The 7,123-nt window shown below is 41.7% G+C and carries 6 protein-coding genes and 1 tRNA gene; 3 read left to right on the top strand and 4 right to left on the bottom strand.

Features of this window, described 5'->3' with window-relative positions; genetic code table 11:
- Positions 1–190: 190 nt before the first annotated feature.
- Complete coding sequence (locus V7L20_RS23485; protein WP_334746392.1) at positions 191–1,273, bottom strand: Gfo/Idh/MocA family oxidoreductase; 1,083 nt, start codon at positions 1,271–1,273, stop codon at positions 191–193.
- Between the two features lie 905 nt (positions 1,274–2,178).
- Between V7L20_RS23485 and queC the strand changes: the two genes are divergently transcribed.
- The gene (gene queC, locus V7L20_RS23490; protein ID WP_334746404.1) at positions 2,179–2,856 is read left to right on the top strand and encodes a 7-cyano-7-deazaguanine synthase QueC; all 678 of its coding nucleotides are present in this window, start codon (positions 2,179–2,181) and stop codon (positions 2,854–2,856) included.
- A gap of 45 nt (positions 2,857–2,901) precedes the next feature.
- On the opposite strand, the gene V7L20_RS23495 is transcribed toward queC, so the two are convergent.
- Positions 2,902–4,287 carry a hemolysin family protein gene (locus tag V7L20_RS23495; RefSeq protein ID WP_334746393.1) on the bottom strand — a complete coding sequence of 462 codons (1,386 nt, stop codon included), beginning with the start codon at positions 4,285–4,287 and terminating at the stop codon, positions 2,902–2,904.
- 133 nt (positions 4,288–4,420) lie between these two features.
- A complete protein-coding gene (locus V7L20_RS23500) occupies positions 4,421–5,122 on the bottom strand; it encodes a hypothetical protein (protein WP_334746394.1) in 702 nt (233 codons plus the stop codon).
- 289 nt (positions 5,123–5,411) lie between these two features.
- Between V7L20_RS23500 and V7L20_RS23505 the strand changes: the two genes are divergently transcribed.
- Positions 5,412–5,484, top strand: a tRNA-Ile gene (locus tag V7L20_RS23505).
- 131 nt (positions 5,485–5,615) lie between these two features.
- Here V7L20_RS23505 and V7L20_RS23510 read toward each other — a convergent pair.
- A complete protein-coding gene (locus V7L20_RS23510) occupies positions 5,616–6,053 on the bottom strand; it encodes a hypothetical protein (RefSeq protein WP_334746395.1) in 438 nt (145 codons plus the stop codon).
- Between the two features lie 100 nt (positions 6,054–6,153).
- Between V7L20_RS23510 and pyrE the strand changes: the two genes are divergently transcribed.
- The gene (gene pyrE, locus V7L20_RS23515) at positions 6,154–6,777 is read left to right on the top strand and encodes an orotate phosphoribosyltransferase (protein ID WP_334746396.1); all 624 of its coding nucleotides are present in this window, start codon (positions 6,154–6,156) and stop codon (positions 6,775–6,777) included.
- Positions 6,778–7,123 lie beyond the last annotated feature (346 nt).

Raw genomic sequence — 7,123 nt, forward strand, 5'->3', positions numbered from 1 at the left:
CCAGCTTTTATTTTCTTATTTTTTAGATCCCCCTTAGTCGGTTTTTTAAAAAGACTAGGGAGGATCTAAAGATTTGATGACAAATTTAAAAACATAATGTAGGGTTTTCTTCTAAGGTTGTGAGGTCGTGCCTGTGGGAGAGTAGGGAGAAAATTTTACCTTGTCTCCCTCATCCCCCTGATCCCTTGTTCTAGGCTGTCGGGGTCAATGATTGTACTCTTGGTTCCGATTGCCAGTCTAATGGATTCAAAACTCGATCTTCCAGCGCCATTTGCTCAATCAAACTTGCCAATCTCAGAGCTTTGAGAGCTTGTTCACCACCTACTGAAGGCTGATTACCACCGTGTACACAGTTGACAAAATGCTCTAATTCTGCACTTAAGGGTTGAATGTTGCTGGTGTAGACTTTTTCAATTACACCATCTTGCCTGTAAAGTACTTGTCGGTGGTCGGAGAGAGAATGGGTAGTCGTTTGTCGGTGAATCAAAATTTCATTCTTGAGAAAATCTGCCTCTGTGAATGAATTTTTGCAATGGGCGACAATCCGGCGAATTTTTCGGTGGGTAACTTTACTGGCAGTCAGAGTAGCAACAATACCATTGGCAAATCCCAAAGTGGCTGTTACGTAATCTAGATAACCAGAGTCTAGGGCACGAGTACCGCTAGCAGTCAATTTTGTGACTGGGGAAGCAGCTAATTCTAAAAGGAGGTCGATGTCATGGATCATTAAATCCAGCACAACCGAAACATCATTTGCCCGATCTGAATAAGGACTCATTCTGTGGGCTTCTAGTGCCAGCAATTCTTCAGTTTTAAGCACTTGGCTTAGTTCTTTAAAAGCTGGGTTAAAACGCTCAATATGACCCACTTGCAAGATACATCCAGACTCAGCTGCGGCATTTACCAGAGACTCTGCCTCAGAAATACTGGCTGCGATCGGTTTTTCAATTAGAACATGAATTCCCGCTAACAGACAGTTGATACCCACGGCATAGTGTAGACGGGTGGGAACAGCTACACAAACTGCTTCTACAAGAGGTAGCAGGTCACAGTAATCTTCAAAAAAACGCACCTTGTACTTGCTGGCAGTTTCTAACCCTCGCTCAACATTAATATCTGCCACTCCGACTAGTTCAACATCTTTCATTGAACTCAGCACGCGAGCGTGATGTTGTCCCATGTTACCCACTCCAATCACGCCTATGCGGATCGGTCGTGGCTGGTTACGCTGTGTATATAGATTCGGTTCTGCCACTGACATGCTATCTTGCACTATTATTCTCTCCTCAACCACCAAATTTAGAGACGCTACGGCCGTTGGCGTTTATACTCGAAAGCCAGTTACGATCCGTCTAAAACCATCCAGATGGTAACATAGAGCCTATGTTTATGAAGAATTTCAAAGTTTATGATCGGTTCCCGTAATCCAAATATCTTTTGTATAGATAGTTAGGGTTTGTTTTAGATTTTCCACTTTTTACAATAAATATGTGTCTTTTTATTAACTTTAAAACATTCGGTAAGACTTAAGTGTAATTTATTCAAATTTATAAGGAGCGCCTGACTCTGCTCCAACTTAACTGTAGGTTGCATTTAGGGCATTAATTACCGGGATCAATATCGAATTGATACTACTAAAATTACAAAGTCATGAAAAAGTAACACCTATGCTATTGCAAAGAAAAATGCTATTGAAAATTATTGCTACTGAATTAATTAAAAAGATTTTTATATGATTATTTGCAGTATCTATCCTAGAAACGTACTCTTGCAACGAAGCAAGCTACGGGTAGATTCTGGTATAAAACACATTACACTGCTTTTTGAGAAAAACTAGTAGCGCAAGGTGGAAGTCAAAACGAGCCAGTGCGTTGCGCGGGTTCCTCGCCTTGAAGCAACTGACTCTTAAAATTCACGCATAATTGTATTCCAGGCTCTTGCGCCATTTGAAATGGTGAACCAGCGCTGCGGGAGGGTTTCCCTCCGCAGGCGACTGGTGAACCCGAAGGGTATGTTTATTTACGCCGTACTGCACTACTGTAGATTGTTTCTTTATAATTTCTCAGGTGCGGCGTTGTTTGCCATCAATCACAGGGTTGAAAAGTCGCTTTGGCATTACTTCCTGATATCTTGTTGAGGTGTAATTTGGCAATTTCAAATCCAAAATTTGCAACCAAGATGAAAGCTGTAATTCTGTTATCTGGGGGATTAGACTCTTCCACAATTCTGTACAAAGCTCAGGCTGATGGCTGTGAATGTCATGCTATTTCCTTTGATTACCAGCAGCGACATCGACGAGAGTTACAGTCAGCGCTGACTGTTGCTCAAAAAGCTACGATCGCAAAACATCAGGTGGTTAATTTTGATTTACGACAATGGGGCGGTTCAGCACTTACCGATGACGCGATTGATTTACCCCAAGAGCGATCGCTGAATGAAATGTCTCAAAATATTCCTGTCACTTATGTTCCGGCTCGTAATACCATCTTTTTAAGCTTTGCTCTTAGTTACGCCGAAGCGATCGCAGCCGAACGTGTCTATATCGGCATCAATGCCTTAGATTACTCAGGATATCCTGATTGCCGCCCTGACTATATCCAAGCAATGCAAGAAGTTTTTCGTCTGGGAACCAAACAAGGGCGTGAGGGACAACCAATTAATATTGTTGCACCCCTAATCAACCTGAAAAAAACCGAAATCATCCAACTGGGGAACCAATTGGGAGTTCCTTGGGAACTAACTTGGTCTTGCTATGCTGGTGGTGATGTTGCTTGCGGTGTATGTGATTCTTGTCGCTTGCGATTAGCAGCTTTTGCCGAATTGGGACTTGTTGATCCACTGGCGTATGCTTCTTGAGTGAGGAGTTAAGAGTTAGGAGTTAAAATTCATAACTCCTAACTCTTAACTCTCAACTCCTAAATCTTCTAACCGTCGCAGTTGAATTTGATGCAGGCGTGGACCAACAATTGATACCACCGTGAATTCGAGATTTTGATAACGGAAGGTTTCGCCTTTGACAGGAATTTTCTGTAACTGATACAGTAAAAAGCCCCCTACTGTTTGGTATTCTCTTGTCAGGGGCAAATTGAGATGCAAAACTTCGTTGAGGTCTTCGAGGTTGATCTGGGCCTGTACTAAAAATTTATGCTCATCTAACATCTGAATCAGCAAGTCGTCGTTGTTTTCAAGTTCGCTGGCGTCGCCAATAATTTCGGCAATGACATCTTTGATTGTCACTAGTCCCACAGTAGAGCCAAATTCATTGACTACCATGACCATAGCTGGTTTCTCTTGCTGCATCATTGGCAAAAGCTCACTCAGGGACGTGTGTTTGGGAACAAATCGGACGGGACGCATCCAAGGTTGGATTTGTGTCTCTAAACTGAGCTTTCCTACAGCTAAAGGCTGTGCCAAATCTTTAAAATAAACAATGCCGCGAACATCGTCTAAAGATTCACCAATCACGGGATAGCGAGAGTAACCAGTAGCAGCCATTTCCTTAAGTAATGTCTGGAAGGTAGCATCTTTTGGCAGCGTGATAATACTGGTGCGGGGGATCATCACATCTTGGGCCATGACATCGCCAAACTCAAAGACATTATTGAGCAATTCTCGCTCTGCACGTTGTAAACCAGTAGACCCCCATTCTGTAGAGATAATCAGTTGCAATTCTTCAGGAGTTACAGGTGGCCTCCAGCCTTGACCTGTGTATTGAATGCCAAAAATCCGCAGTAAAAAATGAGTTGATTGGTTGAGAATCCAGATGAAGGGGCCAAAAAAACGCACGATTGCTTTTACCGAAGGCCCCAAAAACCTTGCTAGCTGTTCTGAATACAGCATGGCTAAAGATTTAGGACATAGTTCTCCGATCACAATTTGCAAATAGGCAATCAAGAAAAAGGCAATTGGAATTGATAGAGAATGGGCCAGGAAGGTAGTCATGCTACTGGGTAAAGGCCAGGATTTTAACCATGCATTAACCAGCACCACAATCGTACTTTCGCCAATCCATCCCAATGCCAAACTAGAGAGGGTAATACCTAACTGGGTGGTAGATAGTAGTCGGTCAATACTACGTTGTAGCATTTCGACTGCGATCGCTGGAACATCTCCAGCCTTAACTAGCTGGTGAATACGCGATCGCCGCACACTCACCATCGAAAATTCCGCCGTCACAAAAAAGGCATTTATGGCAATCAGTAGTAGCACTGACAATAACCGTAGCGCCACGTCTGTCCAAATTAAATTAGGAAAACCAATCACCACCAAAGCTCGTGTAAAACTCACGCCCCCATTTTTGGATTTTGGATTTTGGATTTTTGGATTTTGGATTAAGTTTTGGGTATTAGGGACTAGGTAAATTGCTTAGTACCAAGTCCAAAATCTAAAATCTAAAATCTAAAATTTAAAATTGCCCAATCTACCTTTCTACAGGAATATTCAATGCCTCTAGCTTCAATTCTTGAGCGGGATAATCAGTAAGAGCAAGTGATATTTTCTTGACATTATCAAGTAAAGCTGTAGAAATGCTCACAGTACCTGTAAATGCTGGCCCATTTGCAGGCAATTCAGTTGGTAAACCCTCTGTACTAGCACTCAGGGTTCGTCCTTTATCATCGGTAACATCTAAAAAACTATATAGGAAGCGTACAGAATCTTTACCTTTATTCTGCATTTTCACTTTCAGTAGCAAATCACCACCAGAGTAGCGGACAGATTGCACAGACATGGTTACGCCCTCACTCAGGGCAGTAACTGGAAAACCTGGCTGAAGTTTTTCTTCAACCACTGCTGGGGGTTTTTCCTCTGGTTTCTGCTTGCTGCTATTGGTTTCTTCATCATCATCCTCTAGCTTTTCCGATTTAGCAGCCTTGGTCTTACCCTCAATTCGCGCTTTGACAATTTTCAGAATTTCGTCCTCTTTTAACAGTACTAACCCTCCCTGTTGGGAGTTATTTGTCTTATTACTGGCAAATTTGGTTGTAGGACGCCCATCTGGTGTGGTAACGCCTTTAAGTGCTGAACTACCTAGTTCAAACCCCAAAAGGGCACTTACAGAACCTGCTCCCATCATCAGGATTAACAAAACCAAAGTAAGAAGTACAGTAGAATTTATTTTCATGGCTGACAAGCTATCACAATAGAATGCTGGTCTATTTAAGAATAATGAAGCTTTTGACCTCAATCCGTAAAGGAACTTAATCAATATTAGTCTGCACTATTTTATGATTAAATCATGTAGTATAAAATCTGATCAGCTATTATCGAGTATTCAGAGGTGTAAATCTGTGCTATAATCACGAAATTGGCTAAACTCAGTGCATGAAGTATTTTCGTCACTGTTTAGCAAATCAGGTTGACTTAAGAGTTGAACTAATTAACTCTTATAAACCCGAAATCCAGCAAAACAAGCGCCTTTGGCCGATTGGGGAGGCAACGAACTCATAATTCGTCTTCAGGCTGGTTCGATTCCAGCAGGGCGCACTAAAACAATCAAAAAGCAGTAATACAGGGATCAAGGGCATGGAGCATGGTGAAGAGGACAAGGGGAAAGACTTGTTGCAAGTTTTCACTTCTTGCCCTGTTGTGTCCCTTGGTCTCCTTACTCCCCAATACTACCGAGGTGGTAAAGTTTCAAACTTGAATTCAGTTCCCACTTGAAGTTTATTGTTGCTATTCAAACGAGGAGACATCATCAGCGATGTGTCATAAGGATTTGGTAAATCAGGAGTGCGAATATAGGGATCGTTGCCAACTTGCTGAGTTAGGACATCATGATATAAAGTGTTAAGCAACTGAGCATCGCGGGCAATTTCATTTTCTGGGAAGGAACCACCGAAACCGTAACCACCTCCTAGAAATGAGTCTAGCTGGCGCTTGAGGCTACCATTTTCGTAGAAATTGCGATCGTGACGAAAATAAGCTCTCTCAAATACATCATTCGTAGTTTCAGCTTCGGGGATTTTCGTTTGGGCAGATGCAACAGAAGGAAAAGCAATACCAGCAGCAAGCAGTACCAATAAACCACCAAAAATTTTAAATTTTATACCCACGTTCCTAACTCCTCAATTTTTGGGCAATCTTAATTTATGCTTAATTTCAGAACTGTGATCAGTTCAATCTTTGGTGTAGCACAACTTTTAATGTTTTGTAATGACGTATCCTACTGAAACTCTTACCCATTCAAATATTTGGGCAACCACTGCTGATTTGACTATTTTGCGCCAGAACCTACTAGATTTATTTTGTCAACTTGCTTATCAAGAAGGTGATTTTCTGCTCTCTTCTGGGCTACGTAGTTCTTATTACGTCAACAAGACACAGGTAACACTCCATCCTCAAGGTGCTTTGGCAGTCGGACGTTTACTGTTTCCTTTGTTACCTATAGATACACAAGCTGTAGGTGGTTTAACAATGGGGGCTGACCCAATTGTGACAGCAGTGAGTGTAGTTTCTGTTCATGAAAACCGTCCTATACCAGCGCTGATTATTCGCAAGGAAGCTAAGGGTTATGGGACGAAAGCTTATATAGAAGGCCCCACTTTACCTGAAGGTGCAAAAGTAGTAGTTTTGGAAGATGTCGTTACAACTGGACAATCTGCTTTGAAAGCTGTTGAGCGTCTTCAAGATGCAGGTTATACCGTAAATCAAATAATTTCACTGGTAGACCGAGAGCAAGGGGGAGGGGAGTTGTATCAGTCAGCTGGATTGAAGTTTGAAACTTTGTTTTCGATTCAGGAAGTTCAAGAACGCTACCGACAACTTGCGAAATTATAAGTGTCGTTTGCTAACTTATTTGATAATTTGACAGATTTATGTAATTTAAAATATTACTCTTAAAGCCCTAATAAGGGTTTTATTATTTTAGATTCAAAATAGCCTTTACTGCATTAATGATCAGAGAATATGCTTTTTCGATTGCTCCTTTGATTGTAAATTTCCCAGAACGAAACCCAACATTTTCAGGGGTTTGTTGGGTTTGACTCTGTTTAACCCAACTTACAAATTTTCAAAACCTACGCAGTATTGCCTAATCCCTCTTTTGTTACTTTGGGGAGAGTATAATCAGGAAGGAAACCGGAAATAGTAATTAGTAGGGATGGTTACGCCACGCAGAGAAGCA

Origin of the sequence: Nostoc sp. (assembly GCF_036916735.1) — a bacterium.
Taxonomy (GTDB): Bacteria; Cyanobacteriota; Cyanobacteriia; order Cyanobacteriales; family Nostocaceae; genus Nostoc.

Bases quoted from the DNA above. Each gene is read 5' to 3' on its own strand.
- V7L20_RS23500 (WP_334746394.1), bottom strand. From the start codon at position 5,122: ATGAAAATAAATTCTACTGTACTTCTTACTTTGGTTTTGTTAATCCTG.
- queC (WP_334746404.1), top strand. From the start codon at position 2,179: ATGAAAGCTGTAATTCTGTTATCTGGGGGATTAGACTCTTCCACAATT.
- pyrE (WP_334746396.1), top strand. From the start codon at position 6,154: ATGACGTATCCTACTGAAACTCTTACCCATTCAAATATTTGGGCAACC.